The sequence below is a fragment of the Lactobacillus hamsteri DSM 5661 = JCM 6256 genome (assembly GCF_000615445.1).
GTDB lineage: Bacteria > Bacillota > Bacilli > Lactobacillales > Lactobacillaceae > Lactobacillus > Lactobacillus hamsteri.
Map to the genome: position 1 here is coordinate 1 of NZ_BALY01000014.1, position 21,851 is coordinate 21,851.

20 protein-coding genes are annotated in these 21,851 nt (G+C 34.2%); 2 read left to right on the top strand and 18 right to left on the bottom strand.

Annotated features, from left to right (window positions below; genetic code table 11):
* Nucleotides 1-228 precede the first annotated feature (228 nt).
* Nucleotides 229-582: a helix-turn-helix domain-containing protein gene (locus tag JCM6256_RS04860; protein ID WP_025080651.1), complete on the top strand. Its 354-nt coding sequence runs from the start codon at nucleotides 229-231 to the stop codon at nucleotides 580-582.
* A gap of 47 nt (nucleotides 583-629) precedes the next feature.
* Here JCM6256_RS04860 and JCM6256_RS04865 read toward each other — a convergent pair whose 3' ends face one another.
* The 6 genes from JCM6256_RS04865 to parE all read right to left on the bottom strand — a co-directional run bounded on the left by JCM6256_RS04865 (nucleotide 630) and on the right by parE (nucleotide 8,329).
* Entirely contained in the window at nucleotides 630-1,232 is a 603-nt protein-coding gene (locus JCM6256_RS04865; RefSeq protein ID WP_025080652.1) for a peptidylprolyl isomerase, read from the bottom strand.
* Between the two features lie 16 nt (nucleotides 1,233-1,248).
* Nucleotides 1,249-1,788 carry a glycosyl-4,4'-diaponeurosporenoate acyltransferase CrtO family protein gene (locus tag JCM6256_RS10815; protein ID WP_025080653.1) on the bottom strand — a complete coding sequence of 180 codons (540 nt, stop codon included), beginning with the start codon at nucleotides 1,786-1,788 and terminating at the stop codon, nucleotides 1,249-1,251.
* 59 nt (nucleotides 1,789-1,847) lie between these two features.
* A complete protein-coding gene (locus tag JCM6256_RS04875) occupies nucleotides 1,848-2,783 on the bottom strand; it encodes a manganese-dependent inorganic pyrophosphatase (protein ID WP_025080654.1) in 936 nt (311 codons plus the stop codon).
* A gap of 18 nt (nucleotides 2,784-2,801) precedes the next feature.
* Complete coding sequence (locus JCM6256_RS04880) at nucleotides 2,802-3,761, bottom strand: LysR family transcriptional regulator (protein ID WP_025080655.1); 960 nt, start codon at nucleotides 3,759-3,761, stop codon at nucleotides 2,802-2,804.
* A gap of 126 nt (nucleotides 3,762-3,887) precedes the next feature.
* Nucleotides 3,888-6,365, bottom strand: a complete 2,478-nt coding sequence (parC, locus tag JCM6256_RS04885; protein WP_025080656.1) for a DNA topoisomerase IV subunit A — start codon at nucleotides 6,363-6,365, stop codon at nucleotides 3,888-3,890.
* A 17-nt stretch (nucleotides 6,366-6,382) separates the two neighbouring features.
* Entirely contained in the window at nucleotides 6,383-8,329 is a 1,947-nt protein-coding gene (gene parE / locus JCM6256_RS04890) for a DNA topoisomerase IV subunit B (protein WP_025080657.1), read from the bottom strand.
* 96 nt (nucleotides 8,330-8,425) lie between these two features.
* Here parE and plsY point away from each other — a divergent pair, with 96 nt between their 5' ends.
* The gene (plsY, locus tag JCM6256_RS04895; RefSeq protein WP_025080658.1) at nucleotides 8,426-9,055 is read left to right on the top strand and encodes a glycerol-3-phosphate 1-O-acyltransferase PlsY; all 630 of its coding nucleotides are present in this window, start codon (nucleotides 8,426-8,428) and stop codon (nucleotides 9,053-9,055) included.
* 131 nt (nucleotides 9,056-9,186) lie between these two features.
* Here plsY and JCM6256_RS04900 read toward each other — a convergent pair whose 3' ends face one another.
* From JCM6256_RS04900 to JCM6256_RS04955, 12 genes are all read right to left on the bottom strand, one after another.
* Nucleotides 9,187-9,801 carry a LysR family transcriptional regulator substrate-binding protein gene (locus tag JCM6256_RS04900; protein WP_025080659.1) on the bottom strand — a complete coding sequence of 205 codons (615 nt, stop codon included), beginning with the start codon at nucleotides 9,799-9,801 and terminating at the stop codon, nucleotides 9,187-9,189.
* Nucleotides 9,802-9,861: 60 nt separating this feature from the next.
* Complete coding sequence (locus JCM6256_RS04905; RefSeq protein ID WP_025080660.1) at nucleotides 9,862-10,761, bottom strand: aldose 1-epimerase family protein; 900 nt, start codon at nucleotides 10,759-10,761, stop codon at nucleotides 9,862-9,864.
* Between the two features lie 160 nt (nucleotides 10,762-10,921).
* The gene (gene hslU / locus JCM6256_RS04910) at nucleotides 10,922-12,313 is read right to left on the bottom strand and encodes an ATP-dependent protease ATPase subunit HslU (protein WP_025080661.1); all 1,392 of its coding nucleotides are present in this window, start codon (nucleotides 12,311-12,313) and stop codon (nucleotides 10,922-10,924) included.
* A 9-nt stretch (nucleotides 12,314-12,322) separates the two neighbouring features.
* A complete protein-coding gene (hslV, locus tag JCM6256_RS04915) occupies nucleotides 12,323-12,847 on the bottom strand; it encodes an HslVU peptidase proteolytic subunit (protein WP_025080662.1) in 525 nt (174 codons plus the stop codon).
* The gene (gene xerC / locus JCM6256_RS04920) at nucleotides 12,847-13,770 is read right to left on the bottom strand and encodes a tyrosine recombinase XerC (protein ID WP_025080663.1); all 924 of its coding nucleotides are present in this window, start codon (nucleotides 13,768-13,770) and stop codon (nucleotides 12,847-12,849) included. The genes hslV and xerC overlap by 1 nt, the downstream gene beginning before the upstream one ends.
* Nucleotides 13,770-15,086, bottom strand: a complete 1,317-nt coding sequence (trmFO, locus tag JCM6256_RS04925; protein ID WP_025080664.1) for a methylenetetrahydrofolate--tRNA-(uracil(54)-C(5))-methyltransferase (FADH(2)-oxidizing) TrmFO — start codon at nucleotides 15,084-15,086, stop codon at nucleotides 13,770-13,772. Before trmFO ends, xerC begins: the two co-directional genes overlap by 1 nt.
* Before the next feature lie 95 nt (nucleotides 15,087-15,181).
* Entirely contained in the window at nucleotides 15,182-17,299 is a 2,118-nt protein-coding gene (gene topA, locus JCM6256_RS04930; RefSeq protein ID WP_025080665.1) for a type I DNA topoisomerase, read from the bottom strand.
* Nucleotides 17,300-17,334: 35 nt separating this feature from the next.
* Nucleotides 17,335-18,213, bottom strand: a complete 879-nt coding sequence (gene dprA, locus JCM6256_RS04935) for a DNA-processing protein DprA (RefSeq protein ID WP_025080666.1) — start codon at nucleotides 18,211-18,213, stop codon at nucleotides 17,335-17,337.
* 143 nt (nucleotides 18,214-18,356) lie between these two features.
* Nucleotides 18,357-19,109: a ribonuclease HII gene (rnhB, locus tag JCM6256_RS04940; protein ID WP_025080667.1), complete on the bottom strand. Its 753-nt coding sequence runs from the start codon at nucleotides 19,107-19,109 to the stop codon at nucleotides 18,357-18,359.
* Nucleotides 19,110-19,111: 2 nt separating this feature from the next.
* A complete protein-coding gene (gene ylqF / locus JCM6256_RS04945) occupies nucleotides 19,112-19,951 on the bottom strand; it encodes a ribosome biogenesis GTPase YlqF (protein ID WP_025080668.1) in 840 nt (279 codons plus the stop codon).
* Nucleotides 19,952-19,978: 27 nt separating this feature from the next.
* A complete protein-coding gene (locus JCM6256_RS04950; RefSeq protein WP_025080669.1) occupies nucleotides 19,979-21,568 on the bottom strand; it encodes a cation:proton antiporter in 1,590 nt (529 codons plus the stop codon).
* Between the two features lie 49 nt (nucleotides 21,569-21,617).
* Entirely contained in the window at nucleotides 21,618-21,848 is a 231-nt protein-coding gene (locus JCM6256_RS04955; protein WP_025080670.1) for a YozE family protein, read from the bottom strand.
* Nucleotides 21,849-21,851 lie beyond the last annotated feature (3 nt).

A 21,851-nucleotide genomic window follows, 5' to 3' on the forward strand; every position in this document is an offset into this window, starting at 1 on the left:
ATGATCGATATTTCAAGCGAATTCATAAAGGCTTTGGTCAAGTACAAGACACTTTAGAATCCTATTTTGAATAAATAATTAAAAAAATCAATCTACGAGAAAGAGTTATTTACACAAAAGATTTGACAGTTTCAGTTAAGATTTTACGTACACAGATATATAGATATAGATTATACATACATGCACGTATGTATTGTATTCGTAAATTTGAAAGGGAGAAACGGCTTCATGAGTGCCAATTTGGGAGAAGAGATTTCACGTCGTCGGCGTGGTCAAAGATTAACACAGGAAGACTTAGCCGAGCTAAGTGATCTCTCAGTAAACTTCATTTCGCGTTTAGAGAGAACTAAAAATCAAAATATAAGTATTCAAAAGTTGGATTCAATTGCACAAGCTTTGAATACTACAACTCCGGATATAATTAATAATGCATACCGAATCAAAAAAGTTGATAATATTGTTACTCAAAACAATACACCTGTTTTTATTCAAAAAGTTAACAATGAACTTAGAAAGTTACCGCCAGTTCAAGCAGAACGAGTTTGCAAAGCATTTATTACTATTTTAAAAGAAATTAATTAAAAAAGAGTTATGGCAATACTGTCATAACTCTTTTTTAGCATAGCTTTCTAATCAGTAAACTTAGAGCCTTCAACTGTAATTGTTTCAATAATCACATCTTCTAAAGGCTTATCAAGCTTATCTTTCTTAACTTTAGCAATTTCATCTACAACACTCATACCATCAACCACTTGTCCAAATACAGTGTGACGACCGTCAAGCCATGGTGTCCCTCCCTGTTTATATGCTTTGATAATTTCTTTAGGATAGCCAGCTGGTTCCATTTGCTTAATATAGCGCTTAGGCATATTTTTATTTTGAACAATAAAAAATTGACTACCATTAGTGTTAGGACCTGAATTTGCCATTGAAAGTGCTCCACGAAGATTAAATAATTCACGTGAAAATTCATCTTCAAATGGGTGATTCCAAATACTTTCACCACCAGTTCCATCGCCCTTAGGATCGCCACCCTGAATCATAAAGTCACTAATTACACGATGAAATGTTGTATTGTCGTAATAATTTTTTTGAGCTAAACGAACAAAATTTTCTACTGTCATTGGTGCTTGATCTTCAAATAATTGAATTATAATATCACCATGATTTGTTTTAATTGTTGCCTTAGGTCCCTTTACTTCATCTAATTTCAATTGTGGATATGCTACCATAAGCTAATCTCCTTTTTTAATGTTTCCTATTTGCAATTTTTGATGAAACCTTTATTAAACGATTTCGATTATATCTTTGAACTACTATTAAAGCTAAATCTATTAAACTTACGATAAATGAAGTTAATAAAAAAATAATGAAGTCATCAAAAAATATTGAAAATACGAGCGGAACATAACTTAATATAAACATTATTTCATGATCAATCTCTGCTCGATACATATTAGTAATAATCTGAGTAAGTGAATAGTGCTTTATATCAAATTCATTTGGATTATATGATGGAATGTATTTCTTCCATTTTTTAACTTTTAATTTAGTATCTAATTTCTTTTCAAATTTAGTTTGTCGAAACCAAATATTTTTTTGATTAATTTTTAGTCTAGGTCCAACATAATTACCTATAAAATTTCTCATTTCTAAATGATACCAAGTAGTCAAAGAGATAATAAATAGTACATAGATTAAATGATTATCTTTTTTTAAACAAATTATTGCTAGGATTATAGTTACTATTCGAATTAACCATAATAACTTAGTAAATATATTTTTCATAATAAAAATAAAAAGCGGTCAAGTTCAAGTACTCAACCACTTTTATGTTTAGCTAAATATTAGCCTTCAAAAGCATCAGTTAATGGAGGTACAACTTGCTTCTTTCTTGAAACAACACCTGGTAACTTAACTTCTGAGTCTGATAACTTCTTACCAAATGCCTTTTCAAAAGTAGCCTTAGTTTCATCGCTACCAACAACTAAAGCTTCAGAATCTGAATCTAAAATGTTAGTAATAAGCAACATAAACATGTCGTAACCATTACTCTTTGATGATTCATCCATTGCCTTTAAGAAAGCATCCTTACGTTCCATAGCTTCTGGAAGATCTACAACATTAATTTGAGCAACACGTACATTATTACCGTTTAAGCTAAAACTCTTGGCATCTAAATCAATAAGATCTTCTTCTGATTTATCAGCAATGTTAGTACCAGCCTTAAGCATTGCAAGACCATATTCCTTGTAATCAACATCAGCAATCTTAGCTAATGCTTCAACTGCCTTATGATCATCATCAGTAGTAGTTGGTGACTTCAAAAGTAAAGTATCTGAGATAATTGCTGAAAGCATAATACCGGCAATATTTTGTGGAATTTCAACACCATTTTCATTGAATAATTTCCACATAATTGTACTAGTACAGCCAACAGGTTCTGCACGGTAGAATAATGGATCTGCTGTGTTAAAGTTCATAATTCTGTGGTGATCAACTACGTGAGTAACTTTAACCTTATCAATATCTGATACACTTTGTTGAGGTTCGTTGTGATCAACAAGCATTACTGCATTAACTTCATTTGCTGCAGTTTCAATAACACGTGGTGCTTCAAAACCAAACTTTTTCAATGCATATGCAGTTTCATCGTTTGGTTCGCCTAAAGCAACTGCTTCAGTATTGTAACCTAATTTATTTTGTAAGTATGAATATGCAATAGCTGTACCGATAGCATCAGTATCTGGATTTTGGTGACCGAAAATTAATTCTTTATCCATTTATCTTCCTCTTTTTCTTTAATTAATATCCTCTTCTAGTCTACTAGAATAATCTTCTTTATCCAAGAAAATATTCCAATGTTTTAAGAAGTTTTTTATTCTAGGAATCTCTAATTTTCCTTTTCTGTATACTAATGATATTGTGAAATTTTTGTCTTGTTTAAGATAGATTGGTTTTAGGTTGATTTTTTGTTTGTATTTTTTATAAAAAGATTTAGTAACACAGGTATCGTATTTAGAAACTTCTGCAATTTTTATTAATTGCTCTGCTGAAGCAAACTTTATAGCAATTTTAGGATTATTTTTTGTACCAAAACTTTCCTTCAAAAGTTCTGTTAAATAGTAGTTATCTGGATATGTTACCCACTCAGTTTTAACAAAACGAGAAACTGGGTATTCTCCTCCTGCCTTAACTGTATCCTTATGAGTTAGAATTACCATTCTATCTTTATAAACATCCATATTCTCATATTGACGTTGCAAGCTTGTACTTTGTCTTTTTGTATTATCAGGCAAGTACATAATAGCTAAATCTATCAGATTGTTATCGAGCTGATGCCACAATTCTTTTCTACTAAAAGTTTTCACGTCAATTGTTACATTAGGATATTTTTTATTAAACGCAAGTAAAAACTCACGCACAATATCCATTTCAATTGTTTTTAAACAACCAATTGAAATATTTCCTTTATCTTCTTGAGTAAATTCTTGAATACTATTTACAACTGAATTAGTAGTATTAAGTAAAACAACTGCTGCTGACTGCATTTGTTTACCTGCCTCAGTCAAATAAAGTTTCTTACCCATTTGTCCAAATAGTGGCGCACCAATGGCACGTTCAAGCTTTTTAATCTGCTGAGTTAAAGCTGGCTGAGTAATTCCCAGAATTTGTGCAGCCTGCGTATAATTCATCGTATCAATTAATTGTAAAAAATAACGTAATGATTTTGCTGAAAGTATTGTATCTGTTTTAGGCATAATGATTAACTTCTTTCTACTTAATATAAGTCAGTCCTCATGACATCATTATTGTGTACCTAAAAATAAAGAGTGTCAAAATATACGCATGTATATAATAACACTCTGATTTTTTACTTATTTAATTTAAAACAATTCAGAAACGTCTTCGTTACCATCACTGGTTGGACGACCTAATTCTAATGATTTAGGAGTTCCATCAACAGTTGGATCAATGACGAATGAACCATTAGAGTAACGATCTCCTAATGGAAATTCATTTGTCTTCAAATCCATATGACGATCACTACTTGTTGTCATATGTAAAATATGATTTTGACCATATGAAGTAAACGCAGCAATTCTATGTGGCTTAGTCTTAAGTTCACGAAGTACTAAAACTCCCCGTTTAGCTCTTGAGACCTTATTAACTAATTTCAATTCAAATTGTTTAAACGCACCACGTTGCGTAATAATCCCTACTTTAATTAGGTCAATAAATTCAGGATCTACAAGTACATAACCAACGACAAAATCGTCATCTTTTAAGTTAGCTGACTTAACTCCAACTGCTTTAGCGCCTGACTCAGGAATTTCAGAAATATCATAACGAATTGCATATGCACGATTAGTGAACAAAGTTATTTCTTTCTTAGAACTTGGACTCACTAAATCTACTTGCAATAATCTACTATCAGCTGTTTTCATTTTCATAGCTGTTATTGCACGAGATTTGTATGTTCTAGTTGGCTGCAAGTTTTCTAATTTCAAACGTTTAATATAGCCGTCATTAGTTGCTAAAATAAAGTCTACATCTTGATCTAACTTATCAAAAGCAAATACACGAATAATTTGTTCATCGCCTTGAAGACCAATTTCTTGTGATAAATGCTGTCCTGTTTCTTTCCACTTAGTTTCAGTCAATTCATGAACAGGTCTATAAATTACATTACCCTTATTGGTAAAGATATAAAGGTTAGCCAAAGTAGACATTGTTTTTTCATAAATAACTTTGTCACCATCTGGCAAACCATTATCGCCACTTTCAGTTGATTGATATGAACGTAAAGATGAGCGCTTCAAATAACCATCACGACTAACTAATACACGAACTTGTTCATCAGCAACTAATGCCTTTTCATCAATCTTGACTTTAGCACTTTGACTAGAAATTTCAGTACGACGTGGATTACCGAATTCTTTCTTAACTGCTCGTAATTCCTTGATAATTTGCTTTTCTAAAGTAGCTCGATCTGATAACAACTTTTTATAAACAGCTACCTTATCATTTAAATCTTTTTGTTCAGCAATCAACGCATCAACGTCAGTATTAGTTAAACGATATAATTGTAAAGAAACAATAGCTTCAGCTTGGCGGTCAGTAAATTTATATTCACTGATCAAATTCTTCTTTGCATCAGATTTATTCTTAGAAGCACGAATTGTCTTAATAACTTGATCCAAGATATCCATTGCATGAATTAAACCTTGAATAATTTCAAGTCTAGCTTCTGCCTTATCTAAATCATACTTGGTACGTTTCTTAACAACTTCTTCATCATGTTCAAGATATGATGAAAGAATTCTCTTTAATCCGACTTGAACTGGCGTCATATGGTCAATTGCTACCATGTTAAAGTTGTATGAGACTTGTAAATCTGTATTTTTAAACAGGTAATTTAAGATGTTTTGAGCATCAGCATCTTTCTTTAATTCAATTACAATAGAAAGACCATGTCTGTCAGTTTCGTCACGTACTTCTGCAATACCATCAATTTCACGATTTAAACGAATTTCATCAATCTTTTTAACAAGTAATGCTTTATTAACATCAAAAGGAATTTCTGTAGCAATGATTTCTTGACGATGTCCTCTAATTTCTTGAATAGAAGTCTTAGCACGAACTTGAATTCTACCTCTTCCAGTTTCATAGGCTTCTTTGATACCTTTAGTTCCCATGATGATTGCACCAGTTGGGAAATCTGGGCCTTTAACAAATTTCATTAAATCATCAAGCGTTGCATCAGGATGCTTCAATAAATAAATTGTAGCATCAATAACTTCACCTAAATTATGTGGTGGAATTTCAGTTGCATACCCTGCTGAAATTCCTGTGGAGCCATTTACTAATAAATTAGGAAACTTAGCTGGTAATACTGTTGGTTCATATTCGGTATCATCGAAATTCAATACCATATTAACAGTATCTTTATCAATATCTTGCAAAAGCATATTAGAAATCTTATTTAAGCGAGATTCCGTATAACGCATCGCAGCCGGACCATCACCGTCCATTGAACCATTATTTCCGTGCATTTCAACTAATGGTTCACGCATCTTCCAATCTTGTGACAAGTGCACTAAAGCACCATAAATAGAACTATCACCATGGGGGTGGAAGTTACCCATAATATTACCGACAGCCTTAGCTGCCTTTTTAAATGGTTTATCGTAAGTATTGCCATCTTGATACATAGCATACAAAATACGTCTTTGTACTGGCTTTAAACCATCTCTAATATCTGGCAAAGCACGTTCTTGAATAATATACTTGGAATAACGTCCAAATCGTTCTCCCATAACTTGTTCAAGCGGCATTTCACGAATTCGTTGATCTGTAGCCATTAAATTAAAAACCTTCTTTAATCATTATCAGCATCTAAGAGTGAACCATCTTCACCCATTCTGAATTTAACGTTTTCTTCAATCCACTTTCTTCTTGCAGCTACTTTATCACCCATCAGAGTTGTAACTCTTCTTTCAGCTAAAGCTGCATCATCAATTCTTACGCGAATTAACATTCTTGATTCTGGATTCATAGTTGTTTGCCATAACTGTTCCGCATTCATTTCACCTAAACCTTTGAATCGTTGAAGTGAATATCCACGGCCCATCTTCTTTTCATCTTCAGCAAGTTCTTCATCAGTCCATGCATATTGAATCTGTGACTTCTTACCACGGCCTTTTTGTAAACGATACAAAGGTGGTAATGCAATATAGATCTTGCCCTTTTCGATCATTGGACGCATGTATCTATAGAAGAAAGTTAAAAGCAAAATTTGAATGTGGGCACCATCATCATCCGCGTCCGTCATGATAATAACTTTATCGTAATTAGAATCATCAACGTTAAATTCTGCACCAACACCAGCACCGATTGTATAAATCATGGTATTGATTTCTTCATTCTTAAAGATGTCTTGAAGTTTAGCCTTTTGCGTATTCAATACTTTACCACGAAGAGGCAAAATTGCTTGGAAGCGTCTATCACGTCCTTGCTTAGCAGAACCACCGGCAGAATCACCTTCGACTAAGAATAATTCATTCTTCTTTGGATTACGTGACTGAGCTGGGGTCAACTTACCAGACAAGACTTCTTTCTTTCGACGTTTCTTACCATTTCTGCTTTCATCACGAGCCTTTTTAGCAGCTTCTCGTGCATCCCTTGCTCGTTGAGCCTTCTTAACAAGTTCTTGTGCTAACTCCCCGTTTTCCATCAAATAATATGACATCTTTTCATACACGAGTGAGTCAACTGCAGAACGAGCTTGAGGGGTACCTAACTTCCCTTTAGTCTGTCCCTCAAATTCAAGAAGCTCTTCCGGAATCTTAACAGATAAAACTGCACTTAGGCCTTCACGATAATCTGAACCATCAATATTCTTATCTTTCTTTGATAATAGTCCTTGCTTTTTAGCATAATCATTAAAGGCTCTTGTAAAACCACTACGAGCTCCTGCTTCATGAGTACCACCGTCAGCAGTTCTAACATTGTTAACAAATGAAACTAAATTTTCTGAATAGCCATCACTATATTGACCACTAAATTCAATTTCCATTCCATCTTGCTTACCCTCAAAGTAAAATACGTCACTAATAGTGCCTTTACCTTCGTTTAAGTAAGATACAAATGATTTAATTCCATCATCATATTTAAATGTATCATGGTGTTCTGGTTCACGTTCATCAGTTAAGTTAAATTCAACACCCTTTAATAAAAAGGCTGATTCACGAATACGTTCTTGAATAGTTTCATATTTATACTTAACCGTTGAAAAGATAGTTGGATCTGGCTTAAAAGTAATAGTTGTTCCTGTCTTATCTGTAGTACTTCCAACACACTTCAAAGTACCTACTGGATGACCACCATTTTCAAATTCTTCTTCATAAGCTTTGCCATCACGAACAACACGTACTTTCATGTAACTGGATAACGCATTTACTACTGAAGAACCTACCCCATGTAAACCACCGGAAGTTTTGTAATTTTGTTCAGTAAATTTACCACCAGCGTGAAGTACTGTTAAAATAACCTCAATAGTTGGCTTACCGGATTTATGCATCCCTGTTGGCATACCACGACCAAAGTCTCTAACAGTTATACTATTATCTTTATGAATAGTTACATCTATTTCTTTACCATATCCTGCCATAGCCTCATCAACTGAGTTATCGACAATTTCATAAACCAATTGATTTAAGCCGTGAATATCAGTTGATCCAATATACATACCTGGACGCTTACGAACAGCTTCTAGTCCATGTAAAATTTGAATCGAAGAATCATCATAAGTATTAGCTTTTGCCACTAAAATTCCTCCACTTACTCTTTATTTTGACAACTCCATATATTTATAAGTTAAATTTTGCTAAAATAGCCATAGATTAAATGGAGTGGTTTAAATATGTCTGCATTAAAAATTGCATCGTTAATTATTTTAGCATACTTGATCGGATCATTTCCGACAGGTGTCATTGTAGGAAAATTGTTTTTCCATAAAGATATTAGAAAATATGGATCAGGTAATATTGGAACAACAAATACATTTAGAGTATTAGGTCCTATAGCAGGAATAGTTGTTTTCCTAATTGATTTCTTTAAAGGAACTCTTGCTACTTTATTACCTGTAATTTTCCATCTAGGTCCTCACTACCTTTGCCTATTCTTCGGATTAGCCGCAATACTAGGTCATGCCTTTTCTATTTTCCTTAAATTCAAGGGCGGAAAAGCGGTAGCAACCTCAGCTGGTTTTCTATTGGGATACAATGTACATTTCTTTTTGATTTGTGCGATTATCTTTATTCCAACATTATTCATAACTAGCATGGTATCTTTATCAAGTTTGATTTCTATTGTTTTAATCTTCATTGCTTCTTTCTTTTTCCACGATATTGCTTTAAGTATAATTAGTGGATTACTCGTAATATTAATTTATTGGAGTCATAGAAGCAATATAAAACGTTTAGAACATCATCAAGAAAATATGGTGCCATTTGGAATTTTATACTGGTATAAAAAGTCGCATCAAAAGTAAACTAAAATAAATAAAGCCAACAATATATGCTGGTTTTATAGTTATATTATAATAATCCAAACAATAGTTCGCAAGAATATATTTTTTAAGATTTGATTTCTTTTTTATTGGAGATCAAATCTTTTTTATTATCAATTAAGAGTTGTTTTTAATTGATCAATAAAATCCATTATTTCTTTATCTACACGCTTCTTAGTTACTGCAATATATTCTTGTCTTAACTGCTTACCGTTCTTTAGTACAAACATTTTTTGCAATTGATCGTTACCTAATAAATCAGCTGTATTTTCATTCATGAGAAAATATCCCGAGCCTGACGTGGCCATTAATGCAGCTTCGTTAAAACTATCTACAGCGATAAACGGACTCTTTATACCTAAAATGTCTTTATGATAATGAAGCTCGCCCGCTTCTTCATCAGTTTTAGCAATCAGCATATTAGGAATTGCTTTTAACTCATCTAGTTCTATCGTTTGCTGCCCCAACATAAAATTGCCTGCTTGAAGAAGTACTACAATTCCTATTTCGGCTAGAGGAATTACTTGATAGCTCTCAAAATCATTATCTCGTTTATCAGTAAATGCTAAATCTATCTTTCCCTCATCCAAGGCATCTTCCATTTGATCTTGATACAAAGGAATTAAATTTACTTTTATATCAGGATGTTCATTTAAGAAAGCATCCCTTGCTTGATTAATTTCCTTTACGCCAAAGCTTTTAAAATAGCCGACATTAATTTCTTTCATTAACATTGCTCCTAATAAAAGAACTCTGCAAAAAAGCAGAGTCTCTTTTGTTTAAATCTATTAATTTTCTTCATCACCATGGTAGGTAATACTAAAGCCAGCATTAAATTCTTCGCCTGGCTTTATATGATTCATACCATACTTATCTTCTAACTTACCATTAGCATCATCTCTATCAGCAATACCCCACCAAGGTTCAATACATACATAATCAGCTGTCTTAGGATATTGTGACCAAATGCCTACAAATGGCGCATCTCTAGTCCATACATTGACATGGAATTTACTTTCTTCAGTACGAAGAGAAATCTTATTATCATGTCCACGCAATTCAAAAATCAATGCGTCGTTCTTAAACAAATCATTGCTCAATTCAATCAAGCTATCTGTCGAAGCAAGTGAACGTTCATTCCAATTCAAAAAGCCCGTAGCCTTGCTAAGCGGAATTTGAACTCTTGGCTTAGATGGATGGAAACTAAAGTAATAGTCATTTTTAGAAATACCGTTGCCTACTGGTACATTAAAGCCAGGGTGACCACCTACGCCGAAAATCATTTCATCATCAGATTTATTAACTACACTGAAATTTTCTTCCAACAAGTTATTCATCAAATTGTAGTTAACTCTAAACTCAAACTTGAAAGGATACATCTTATGACTTTCTTCATTATCCTTTAGCAAAAAAGTGATACTTTCATCAGTTTGACTTTCAACTTCAAATTCTTGATCACGAGCAAAACCGTGTTGACCCATATGATAAGTTTTACCCTTATAAGTGTATTCATCGTTCTTTAAACGGCCAACTATTGGAAAAAGAATTGGAGCATGCCGACCCCAAATTTCTGGATCAGCTTGCCACATATATTCATGGTTGGTATGAACGCCTTTTACGCTTTGAACTTCTGCACCTTTGCTAGAAATGGTAACTGTTAACATATTATTCTTAATTATATAGTCCATATCAATTATCCTTTTAACAAAATTTCAATAAATATCTTATTAAATAATATTATATCACTAAGAGTCACGCCAATATATACGCTTACAAAGTTAAAATAAAGGGATTCTTGCAAAATAAAAAGCATCTCAAAGAGATGCCTTTTATTATTAATATTCAGTTTTACAAGATAAACTTAGTTAAATCTTTATTAGTAATAATATCTTTTAATTTATCTTCAACGTAAGCTTCAGTAATGGTAATTTCACCCATTTCCATGTCTGGACCCTCATATAGAACATCCTCTAGAAGCTTTTCAAGAATAGTTGAGAGACGACGAGCACCGATATTATCTGTACCTTGGTTAACGTCGTAAGCAATTTGAGCAATCTTATCTACTGCTTCTTGAGTAAAGATAAGTTTGATGCCATCAGCATGCATTAAAGCAATGTATTGCTTTAAAAGTGAATTTTCTGGATCTTTTAAGATCTTTACAAAGTCATCCTTAGTAAGAGCATTAAGTTCTACCCTGATTGGGAAACGGCCTTGAAGTTCTGGAATTAAATCACTTGGCTTACTTTCAGCAAACGCACCCGCAGCAATGAATAAAATATGATCTGTTGAAACAGGGCCGTACTTAGTTTGAACTGTTGAACCTTCAACGATTGGTAAAATATCACGTTGAACACCTTCACGAGAAACTTCACCAGATGTTTTCTTATTACCAGCAGTAATCTTATCAATTTCATCGATAAAGATAATACCGTTGTTAGTAGTTCGTTCAATAGCCTTTTGGTATAAAGAATCGTAATCAACAAGCTTGCGTGATTCTTCTTGAATAAGCACTTCACGAGCTTCTCTTACTGGAAGGGTACGCTTAACCTTTTTCTTTGGTACAAGGTTATTAAGCATTGAACTCATGTCCATGCCCATTTGTCCCATCATGTCGCCCATTGGGTTTACCTTAGGTGCTTGTTCAACTTCAACAGTTACTTCACGATCTTCAAGAAGTCCTTGGTTAAGTTGTTCGGATACGCTTAAACGTTTATTACGAATTTCGTCAGTAACTTCTTCATTATCGTTATTGTTTTGCTGATTCATGTTGCCCATAAGCATGCCCATCATTTCTTGCATTTGGTTTTCACGATTATCACGCTTAATACCAGGAACAAGCAAACGAACAAGCTTCTTGTTGGCTTCTCTTTCAGCTTGCGGACGAACATCTTCAAATTCGTCCTTTTCTTCCATACGTACAGCTTCACCAACTAAGTCACGAACCATTGATTCAACATCGCGTCCAACGTAACCAACTTCTGTAAATTTAGTTGCTTCTACTTTAACAAATGGAGCATCAACAATATCTGCCAAACGACGAGCAATTTCAGTCTTACCAACACCTGTTGGTCCTGCCATCAAAAGATTTTTAGGAGTAATATCTTTTTGCATATCCTTTGATAATTGCATACGACGATAACGATTGTATAAAGCAATCGCTACTGACTTTTTAGCTTCATCTTGGCCAATAATATATTGATCCAATATTTCAACTATCTTTTTAGGGGTCTTAATAGCCATCTCTGCCTCCTAAAGCACATCTGTATTAATCTTATCGTCAGTAAAGACATCGATGCCTGAAGCGATTTTTACGGCTTCATGAGCAATATCTTCGGCTGACATATCACTAGCATGACGAGTCATTGCAATAGCGGCAGCTTGAGCAAAGTTGCCTCCTGAACCAATTGCAACAACATTTTCATCAGGTTCAAGAACTTCACCATTACCTGAAATCAAAAGTAAATCTTTTTCATCAAAAGCAATAAGCATTGCATTTAACTTTTGCAAAGTTGGATCTTTTCTCCAAGCTTGTGCCATTTCAACAGCTGCACGGCGCAAGTCACCAGAGTAGCTTTCAAGTTTGCCTTCAAGCATATCTTGCAAACTAACTGCATCAGCAACACCACCGGCAAAGCCGATTACAACACGGTCGTGATAGATGCGACGAATTTTCTTAGCTGTTGCTTTGGCAATTACTTTTTCACCTAAAGTAACTTGGCCATCACCTGCAATAGCTGTTTTTCCATTAAATTTTACTGAACAAATAGTTGTCATTATTTATCCTCATCCTTTTCTTTATTACGCGGAAAGAATTTTTGATATTCCGATTGTAAATGTTTCATTGTCACATGAGTATAAATCTGCGTCGTAGACAAATTGCTATGACCTAATAACTCTTGAACAGTTCTTAAGTCTGCTCCATTATTAAGCATTGCTGTCGCAAAAGTATGACGCAACTCATGGGGATGTACTTTACCACTAACCCCAGCTTTATTAAAAACCTTTTGCATAATATATTCAATTCCGCGATCTGTTAAAGCACGTCCTTGATTATTCAAAAAGATATTGCCAGGATCTTCTTTCATCCCTAACAATTTAGGTCTACTTTCATCAAGATATTTTTTCAATGCATTAGCAGTTTTATCATCAAAAACTACATAGCGATCTTTATTTCCTTTACCATGAACCAAAATAGTTTTTAATTCAAAATCAATCTGTTTAAAGGTTAATGCACTAACTTCACTAACACGCATCCCCGTTGTATAAAACAATTCGAATAATGCTAAGTTTCTAGTTGAAAGCACACTGCCATCTTGAAGCGAATCAATTACTCTTTGAATCTCTGGCTCATAGAAAAATTGCGGAAGACGACGATGTTTTTTGCGTAAGCTTATTGTTTGCGTAGGATCAATTTTAACAATTTTTCGTTTGGTTAAAAATCTAAAAAATGACCGTAAACTAGACATTTTACGCATTTGCGTACTACGAGCTAGATTTTGCGAAGCAAGTTGCTGAAGATATACTTCAACATCACGAGTTTCAATATTTTTCCAACTCTTAAAGCCACCATTTCCCTGCCAAAAGGATTTTGCCTCTAGTAAATCCGTTTGATACGAAGTGATCGTTTTTTCACTGTATCGTCTTTCATAACGTAAATAAGAAATAAATTGTTCTAATTCATCTTGAACTGTAGTCATTATTTTAATTCGTTATCTTTAAAGTTTTGAAGACTTTCTAAACTGCGCTCACTAACTTTCATGTGACGTTCACGCTTATTGCGAATCTTTTTTCCTTCTAATTGTGGTAAAAGTGCAAAGCTAGCATTCATTGGTTGGAAATGCTTAGCATTCGTTGTGGTAACGTAATTTGCCATTGAGCCTAAAGCCGTATCTTTAGGAAAGGCAACCGTTTCTTCACCCATTGCTTCTCTTGCAGCATTAATACCTGCAACTAAACCTGAGCCAGCACTTTCAACATATCCTTCAACACCTGTCATTTGACCAGCAAAGAATAAACCTTTTTGCTTTCTTGCTTCATAGCTTGCAGTCAAAAGTTCTGGAGAAGCCATGTAAGTATTACGGTGCATTTTACCATAACGAACAAATTTAGCATTTTCAAGACCAGGGATCATTGAAAATACTCTCTTTTGTTCACCATACTTCAAGTGAGTTTGGAAACCAACAATGTTGTACATTGAAGCTGCCGCATTATCTTGACGAAGTTGAATAACAGCATATGGCGTTTTACCAGTATGAGGATCTTCCAAACCTACTGGCTTAAGGGGACCAAATAACATAGTTTTTGCTCCACGGCTAGCCATTACTTCGATTGGCATGCATCCCTCAAAAACATCATTCTTTTCAAAGCCATGCATTTCAGCAGTTTCAGCACGAACTAATTCACGAGCAAATTTTTCATATTGTTCTTTATCCATTGGACAATTCAAATATGCTGCTTCACCACGATCATAGCGTGATTTCTTGTAAACAACATTCATATCGATTGAATCGGCCGCAACAATTGGAGCTGCTGCATCAAAGAAATGAAGACTATCTGTTCCAGAAAACTTTTGAATTTGTTCTGCTAAAGCTTCACTTGTCAATGGACCTGTCGCAATAATTGTAATTCCATCCTTAGGAATTTCAGTTATTTCTTCTTCATGAATAGTTACGTTATCTAAACTATGAATTTGATCAGTTACATACTTACTAAAACTATCACGATCTACAGCCAAAGCCCCACCTGCTGGAACTTGCGTCTTATCAGCAGCACGCATAATCAATGAATCCATTCGGCGCATTTCTTCCTTAAGAAGACCTACAGCATTGGTTAATTGATTAGAACGCATTGAATTAGTACATACAAGTTCTGCCAATTCATTAGTTTCATGAGCTGGCGTCATTTTTTTAGGACGCATTTCATATAAATCAACATGAATACCACGTTTAGCTAGTTGCCATGTTGCTTCACTACCTGCGAGTCCCCCGCCAATTACAGTTACATTTTCAGGCATTTATTTCATCCTTTACTAAAAAATATTATCATATATAAATATATCATCAAACCCGCAAAAAGGCTTGATGATACATTTATTTTTAAATTTAATTTTTACTTTTCAGATTCTTCTGGTTGAGGATCTTCACGATAATCACCATTAGGGCAAAGAACGGTTAAACCTTTCTTGCTCTTCTTTTGTACTAAGAAGTGACCATCATTAGGGCAATTTCTACCAATTGGTTGATCCCAAGAAACAAAATCACATTCTGGATAACGTGAACAACCATAGAATTTACGATTGCGCTTAGATTTCTTTTCAACCACATCGCCCTTGCCACATTTAGGACAAGTTACGCCAACTTTTTTAACAATTGGCTTAGTGTTGCGACAGTCTGGGAAACGTGAACAAGCATAGAACTTACCATACCGCCCCATTTTAATAACCATTGGCGCACCACAAATATCACAGTTAAAGCCAGCAGGTTCATCTTTAATTTGAACCTTTTCAATCTGACTATCAGCCTTATCTAATTCTTTCTTAAATGGTTCATAGTATTCATTAACTACTTTAACCCAATTCTTTTTACCGTCTTCAACACCATCAAGTTCACTTTCAAGACGAGCAGTATAGTCAACATCAGTAATATCTGGGAAGAACTCTTCGATTAAACCGTCAACGATTTCACCTAATTCAGTTGGAACAATTGATCTACCTTCAAGTTTTACATAATAGCGACGTTGAATAGTATCAATAGTTGGAGCATAAGTTGATGGACGACCTACGCCATTTTCTTCCAAAGCACGAACTAAGCTAGCTTCAGTATATCTTGCTGGTGGCAAAGTAAAGTGCTGCTTATTATCCGACTTAGTCATCTTAACATTGTCGCCTTCATTAAGATCAGGTAAATCAACATTCTTTTCCTGTTGATTGTCATAAACCTTAGTAAAACCAGCAAATTTAAGTTTTGAACCTGTCGTTCTAAAAATTACACCATTTTGAACAATATCTGCACGAACAGTATCATAAACAGCAGGTGTCATTTCACTAGCTAAAAATCTAGACCAAATCAATTTATATAAACGATATTGCTCTGTTGTAAGCACCTTTTTAAGTGATTCAGGAGTACGGTAAATGCTTGTTGGACGAATTGCTTCGTGGGCATCTTGAGCATCTTCTTGGTTCTTAAAATGACGTTGACTCTTCGCAGCAAATTTTGCTCCATACTTTTCATGCAAAAACTTAGAAGCTTCAGCTTGTGCAACAGGAGAAGTACGTTTAGAGTCAGTTCTCATGTAAGTAATTAAACCAACGGTTCCTTCTTTACCCAAACTAATTCCTTCGTAAAGCTGCTGAGCAATGCTCATTGTTCTTCTTGTACGATACCCCAAACGTTTGTTAGCTTCTTGTTGCATAGTAGAAGTAGTAAACGGTGCAGCCGGTTGACGACGACGTTCACGCGTAACTACTTTTTCAACCGTAAAGTTCTTTCTCTTATCAATTTTGGCAAGAACTTCTTGTACAGCATCATTATTTGGCAACTCTTTCTTTTTACCATCAACGCCGTAGAATGTAGATTTAAAACTGTCTTTATCTTTAGTAAATTCTGCGTCAATTGTCCAATATTCTTTAGGCTTAAAGTTTTTGATTTCCTTTTCGCGATCAATTACAAGCTTTAAAGCAACAGATTGAACACGGCCAGCTGAAAGTCCCTTCTTAACCTTTGCCCAAAGAATTGGAGAAAGGGAATATCCTACAATACGGTCAAGAACACGGCGAGCCTGCTGAGCGTCCACAGTATCCATATCAATTGTGCGGGGATGCTTAAAGCTTTCCTTAACAGCATCCTTAGTAACTTCGTTAAAAGTTACACGATTTTTAGCTTTTTCGTCCAAATTTAAAGCATGGGCTACGTGCCAAGCAATAGCTTCTCCTTCACGATCGGGGTCGGATGCAAGATAAACTTCTTTAGCCTTTTTAGCCTCACTCTTAAGTTCCTTAATAGTATCGCCCTTACCTCGAATAGAAATATATTTTGGCTTAAAATCATTGTCAAAATCAATTCCCATTTGTGACTTAGGCAAATCTCTAATATGACCTTTAGATGCAATTACGTGATAATTGCGTCCTAAATATTTTTCAATAGTTTTTGCTTTAGCAGGTGATTCCACGATTACTAAAGTTTTTTTAGTTTTTCTCTTTTTTGGTTTTGTCTTTGCTTTAGTAGGCATTGACTGCCTCCTCTTAAAATATTTATTTAAAAACTCTAATCTGAGAATAAGATATTAGTCTCTGAGTTGTCAAATCTTTCTTTTTTAATTTTAAAATCAACGATCGGAGTTGCACCAACTTCGATTAATTTATTTGGTCCTTCAGAAAGATCGCTAGTAATTGGCCCAGGTACAGCATAAACATCTCTATTTTCCTGTAAAGCCAAATTTGCTGTAATTAATGAACCCGACTTTTCTTTTGCTTCTGTTACTACTACGCTTTCGCTTAATCCTGCCAGTATGCGATTCCGCTGAGGAAAACGGAAGGGCCTAGGTGGGGTATCCGGTAAATATTCGCTAATCAATAAGCCTTTATCAATAATCTGATCCTGTAAAGTATGATTTTGCATTGGATAATAATGATTTAAACCATTTCCAACTACAGCAATAGTTTTGCCATTATTTTCTAAAGTAGCCTTATGCGCAAAAGAGTCTACACCTTTTGCTAATCCACTTGCAACTACTATGCCTTCTTCAACTAAACTAGGCACCATTTTTTGAATGACCTGTTGACTATATCCCGTTGCCATTCTTGCCCCAACTATTGTTATAATTCTTCTTTTTAGTAAAGAAACATCCCCACGAGCAAATAAAATAATTGGTGGTTGATAAATTTGGCGTAATTTTTCCGGATATTCATCATCAAAAAAGCTAATTACCTGGCATTGTCTTTTTATACGATCAACGGTTTTCTCTGCGCGATCATCACGATATGCTTTTAAACATGCTTCTCTCAGTTTCAATGGTAAATCTAAAGCATTTAATTGTATTGGATCTATTTCTTCTGTATCTAATTGACTAGCAATCTGCAACAATTTAACGTAGCCAACACCCTTTTGCAATTTCAGTTTAAGTAAAAAATCTGTCTTATTCATTTAAAAATCCCTCCATTATTAAATACGAAAAAAAGAGGAACTTTTTTCTGACAAATTTTAAATTTAACTAATTCTTACAAAAGTATACTTAAAAATACCGGTAAAAGTTTACATATCGTTGTTCCCTTTACTGGTATTTTTAATTAAATCATACTTTTAATTGGTTCAAATGTACGCCTATGAATTGGAGTTGGACCGTACTTTTTCAATGCTTCTAAATGATCTTTCGTGCCATACCCGGCATTTTTAGGAAATTTGTATTGCGGATAAATTTTAGCATAATCATCCATTAATTTATCACGGAATACTTTCGCTACTATCGAAGCAGCCGCAATTGAATTAGACTTGGCATCCCCTTTAATCAATTTAACTTGTGGAATGTCAACAGGAACGTTCATTGCATCAACAAGCAAGGCATCCGGCTTACGATCTAAATCATTTACCGCTTCCGCCATAGCTAATCTATCTGCTTCATAGATATTAATCTTATCGATTACTTGAGCATCTTTAATGCCTACGGCAACACTAACTGCCTCTTCTAAAATTTTAGGATAAAGCTCTAATCGACGTTGTGGACTCAATTTTTTAGAGTCATTAACATCAAGCAAATCGAAATTTTCATCAATAATAACCGCAGCTGTCACAACAGGTCCAGCTAATGGGCCACGTCCAACTTCATCAACGCCGGCAACAATTTTTCCTGTAGCCCAAAACTTTTTCTCATAAGAAAAGCGCTCTAAAAAAGCTACTTTCTTTTCAGCCAATTTTTCCTGTTTACGATTGTATGAAGCTAATAGCTTTTTTACACCACTACGACTATCTTGACTTAGTTCATCTAATTGTTCTTTACTTGCCTTGCCTGAATCAAGTAAAGCTTTCACTTCTTTTATTGTCATATTTATAGTCTATCTAAAGTAATTCTGCCAACCTTGCCCTTACGTAAACGTTGAAGCATATAAAGTGAAAAACGATCATAATCGTCTCTCATTCCATATTGTTCAGTCATTGCTAAAAGAAGGTCTGTATCATTAATATTAGAAATTTCTTCCTTAGTTGAATGAGCAAATTTAGCAAGATCAGCAAGATAATATTTGCGCAAATGCTTAATAACATACAATGCTACATCATCTGCATGGAAAATGCTGTCTTTAATAGCGCCAAAAGCAGCCAATTTGAAACCGACTTCTTGGTCCTCAAATTTTGGCCATAAAATTCCAGGTGTATCTAAAATTTGAATATTTGTTTTAGTTTTAAGCCATGTTTGACCTTTAGTTACGCCAGGCTTATTACCAACTTCTGCCACATTTCGACCAACTAAACGATTGATAATTGTTGATTTTCCACAGTTAGGGATGCCGGCCAATGCAATTCTAATTGTGGGATTTGATGCACCTTTGGCCTCTAACTTCTTTGTTTTATTAATTGCAGCCTTTTTAACTAAACCAATCAAAGCTTGCATGTTGGTATTATGGAGAGAATCCATCGCCATTACGAATTTACCAGGTTGCTGCAACTTCTTTTGCCACAATTTAGTTAAAACTGGATCTGCTAAATCAGCCTTATTCAAAATAATCAAGTGTGGTTTATCTCCTACAAGTTCTTCAATCATTGGATTTCTTGAAGATTGCGGAATTCTTGCATCCAGCACTTCTACAATTACATCAATCAGATTCATTTTATCTTCCAACTGATTGCGTGCTTTATTCATATGACCTGGATACCATTGGATATTTGCCATTTTTTCTCCTCCTTAAAATCCTTTTTACTATTCATTATCAGAATTCAAAAATAAAACTTCAGCAAGTAAAATTTCCCGATATAAAGATAAGAATCCTTCACGATATTCTTGCTTTTGCTGAGCGACTTGTCCTAAGTAATTTCTTTCCAATCTAAAAGCATATCGATAAATTTCATCCCGAAATTCCAATTCATCACTGGTCGCTTCTGGTTGCTTGATGGACTTTTTCAACTCATGCAAAAAATCTTTCATTGAAGTTTCATCTATTTGCGCTTTTAAGTCAAATTCTAATTGTTTGCGTATTTTTTTAGGTAAATATATTTTGTTTAACTCTGTTAACGCATATTTAACCATATCTTCCTTAACTTTATCAATTGCCATTTCCTGCTCTTCATCAGATCTCTTTTTAGGCAAAATAAAGTTAAAAATAATTGTGGGAATAATCATACTCAATATGATTAATGTTGCTTCACTAAACAAAATCAAATGAAACCTACTGCTGCTAATTAATGTTGCATCTAGAGTATATGCTAGTGCAAAAGTAACAGCACCATGAATTCCGCCTAAAGCAAAAATCCATGAATCATAACTTCCCATTTTTAATACTACATAACTATATAAAAAGCGTACAAAAACATTAGCAACATATAAAACTACCCCAATAATAATTGCTAGATCGATTCTACTTGGTAAAAATTTACCTTGCATTACTAATACAAGACTAGCACCTAAGCCAACAAAAACTATGCAGTTTAATAAATCACTTAATGTTCTGATTGTTTGAAAACCATTATATATGAAATTGAGGTTAGTCAATCTACTTCTTTCAGTTTCTGCATTATGAATTAAGCCAGAAACTACTACAGCGATAATTCCTGAAACATGAATTTCTTCTGCAGCATAGTAAAGCAAAATTGGCGTCAAAATATATAATAACAAAATTGCTGTTGTTGGATCATAATTATTCGCAACAAATTTCAAATTTCTTCTAAGTAGTTGCTGACGAATAAGAACTAACACAACCGAAGCAAGTAAACCAAATAAAATTCCTCCAATTGCAGAATATAAAAATCTGATAAAAGTAAATCCTATTTGCAAATGCTTGGACAAGTACCAACTTACAGCCATATTTAAAAGAATAATTCCTGATGCGTCATTAAAAAGTGATTCATTCTTTAAATATTTTTCAACAACATGCGGAATTTTTAAGCCATGAGTTACCGATTCTGTCGCGGTTGCATCTGTAGGCGTGGAAATTGCTGCCAAAATAAAACTCAAAGATAATGATAAACCCAGCATTAATTTCAAACTAAATGCAGCAAACACCGTTGCTATTAAAATCATAATAACAGTTATGCTAACAATCGATTTCCAACTACGAGCAATATTATACAATCGATTTTGCTGTCCTTCGAAGAACAATAAAGGTGCTATTATCAATCCCATAAATAACTCTGGCTGAAAGCTAATTATTTTTGCGCCTAAAACTAAGGCAAGAAGGATCCCAATAAGCAATGCTATATAGTTAACAGAAATTTTCCGTAAAAACCAATTTTGAATGATCATTGCAATACTTGCTGCTAAGCACATACCGATAACTAACATAAAGGCGTGCATACTAATCATCCCCTTTAAATATAAAAAAGTCCCGTATGCAGGGACTTTTTTAATAACTCATTTTTTCTTTATACATTTCATATGCTCGATCAAAAACGGTCATACTACTTAAGTAGCTACCATTTAATTCAAGATAATCAGATAACTTTTCATAATCTTGCTCTTGTTTAGGAAAAGTTGAATCATTTTGAGCATTATTTGCAAATTGAGCAACTTCATCCGTTGAATCCGGATCTTGTTGTGTCATTAAATAGCGATAAAAACTTTCTCTGTATGCCATTAA

Excerpts from the sequence above, each read along its gene's own strand:
- JCM6256_RS04875 (WP_025080654.1), bottom strand. The coding sequence starts at position 2,783 with ATGGATAAAGAATTAATTTTCGGTCACCAAAATCCAGATACTGATGCT.
- JCM6256_RS04900 (WP_025080659.1), bottom strand. The coding sequence starts at position 9,801 with ATGAAAGAAATTAATGTCGGCTATTTTAAAAGCTTTGGCGTAAAGGAA.
- plsY (WP_025080658.1), top strand. The coding sequence starts at position 8,426 with ATGTCTGCATTAAAAATTGCATCGTTAATTATTTTAGCATACTTGATC.
- JCM6256_RS04905 (WP_025080660.1), bottom strand. The coding sequence starts at position 10,761 with ATGGACTATATAATTAAGAATAATATGTTAACAGTTACCATTTCTAGC.
- JCM6256_RS10815 (WP_025080653.1), bottom strand. The coding sequence starts at position 1,788 with ATGAAAAATATATTTACTAAGTTATTATGGTTAATTCGAATAGTAACT.
- hslV (WP_025080662.1), bottom strand. The coding sequence starts at position 12,847 with ATGACAACTATTTGTTCAGTAAAATTTAATGGAAAAACAGCTATTGCA.
- dprA (WP_025080666.1), bottom strand. The coding sequence starts at position 18,213 with ATGAATAAGACAGATTTTTTACTTAAACTGAAATTGCAAAAGGGTGTT.
- JCM6256_RS04860 (WP_025080651.1), top strand. The coding sequence starts at position 229 with ATGAGTGCCAATTTGGGAGAAGAGATTTCACGTCGTCGGCGTGGTCAA.
- JCM6256_RS04950 (WP_025080669.1), bottom strand. The coding sequence starts at position 21,568 with ATGCACGCCTTTATGTTAGTTATCGGTATGTGCTTAGCAGCAAGTATT.
- JCM6256_RS04865 (WP_025080652.1), bottom strand. The coding sequence starts at position 1,232 with ATGGTAGCATATCCACAATTGAAATTAGATGAAGTAAAGGGACCTAAG.
- rnhB (WP_025080667.1), bottom strand. The coding sequence starts at position 19,109 with ATGACAATAAAAGAAGTGAAAGCTTTACTTGATTCAGGCAAGGCAAGT.
- trmFO (WP_025080664.1), bottom strand. The coding sequence starts at position 15,086 with ATGCCTGAAAATGTAACTGTAATTGGCGGGGGACTCGCAGGTAGTGAA.
- xerC (WP_025080663.1), bottom strand. The coding sequence starts at position 13,770 with ATGACTACAGTTCAAGATGAATTAGAACAATTTATTTCTTATTTACGT.
- JCM6256_RS04955 (WP_025080670.1), bottom strand. The coding sequence starts at position 21,848 with ATGGCATACAGAGAAAGTTTTTATCGCTATTTAATGACACAACAAGAT.
- topA (WP_025080665.1), bottom strand. The coding sequence starts at position 17,299 with ATGCCTACTAAAGCAAAGACAAAACCAAAAAAGAGAAAAACTAAAAAA.
- parC (WP_025080656.1), bottom strand. The coding sequence starts at position 6,365 with ATGGCTACAGATCAACGAATTCGTGAAATGCCGCTTGAACAAGTTATG.
- JCM6256_RS04880 (WP_025080655.1), bottom strand. The coding sequence starts at position 3,761 with ATGCCTAAAACAGATACAATACTTTCAGCAAAATCATTACGTTATTTT.
- hslU (WP_025080661.1), bottom strand. The coding sequence starts at position 12,313 with ATGGCTATTAAGACCCCTAAAAAGATAGTTGAAATATTGGATCAATAT.
- ylqF (WP_025080668.1), bottom strand. The coding sequence starts at position 19,951 with ATGGCAAATATCCAATGGTATCCAGGTCATATGAATAAAGCACGCAAT.